The organism is Flavobacterium cyanobacteriorum, from assembly GCF_002251835.1.
Taxonomy (GTDB): domain Bacteria; phylum Bacteroidota; class Bacteroidia; order Flavobacteriales; family Flavobacteriaceae; genus Flavobacterium; species Flavobacterium cyanobacteriorum.
Window position 1 is genome coordinate 1 of the sequence record NZ_NOXV01000001.1, and the last position, 1155, is coordinate 1155.

1 protein-coding gene is annotated in these 1155 nt (G+C 31.9%); it reads right to left on the reverse strand.

The annotated features are described in order from the left end of the window. Window positions 1-470: 470 nt before the first annotated feature. Window positions 471-1155: hypothetical protein (locus tag CHU92_RS15620; protein WP_165764533.1), on the reverse strand; the 685-nt coding region annotated here is incomplete at its 5' end.

The window sequence follows — 1155 nt, forward strand, 5'->3', positions numbered from 1 at the left end:
ATATTGTAGTTTTGAAGCGATGCCAACATCCCATCGGGGTCTGTAAAAATGTTAATTATTAATTAATGTATTACAAGATTCAATAAGATATGGATATGAGTTATAGGTATTTAAACAAGGTAATTTATTAAGCCCTGGAGAATTAGTACCAACTTGTACATTCATAGTATTATTGATATCTCGAACAGAATATTGGAAACATAGTGTGTCGGAATTTATTAACAAATAGCTAATCTGCTTTAAACTTTTTATTTTTATTTCTTTAGGTGCAGATATACAATTATTATTAATTTTTGAATCCATGATAAAAACCAAAGTATCTTTATCACTAATGCCATAAAAAAAAGTATAGTCATATTTCTTATAGATTTTGTAAATTCTTGCAGTTTCTTGTTTAGAGCATATCTTTTTATTTGCGCAAGAACAAGTAAAAATTAAACTTAATATAATCACGTATTTCATAATGTAAACTATTTTTGTAAAACAAACCATCCAGGATCACCTGGAGTAGATGCATTTGCATTTAGATTAAAATTAAACCAAAGTGTTGGAGGTTTTTGCTGATAATAAACCTGATTGCCTCCCAAATTGCTTAGCTTAAAGTTGCTATCCATTCTTACTGCTTGTAAATGCGCTTGATTATATACATTTGCAGTGAAAGCAGGTGGTACGAAATTGGGAGTTTGAGTTGTCACAGGTGTATTGACAATTGATAATGCACTTGCACCTTCAAATATTTCGTGCCTAACAGTTGTACCTGCTGTTTGTCCTCCGTTAGCTTCCAGATTTTGTGCTTGTATCATATTTACTTCCTGAAAGCTATCAGTTGCATTTTGTCCATTATAATGTCCAAGAATAAAAGGCTGAATTTTTCCAGCACTATTAGTTCTTACCATATCTTGAGTAGTTGATAAGTTTACAGTTTTACTTGTATCCTCAATAATATTATAGAGTGCTTGGTCTTCACATGTCAATGTATTATAATCTATTTTAGATTTATCTGCCATAGTTACTTTACCTGTGTTTTGATCTCTAACCAAGTTTAGCTGGGAATCTTGGTTTAATTCTGTAACCGCTGTATCAGCATCAGCTCCTGTGATTTTTAATTCATCACTACCACCCGATCCGCCATTATCCAATTGAGAGCTGAACCCG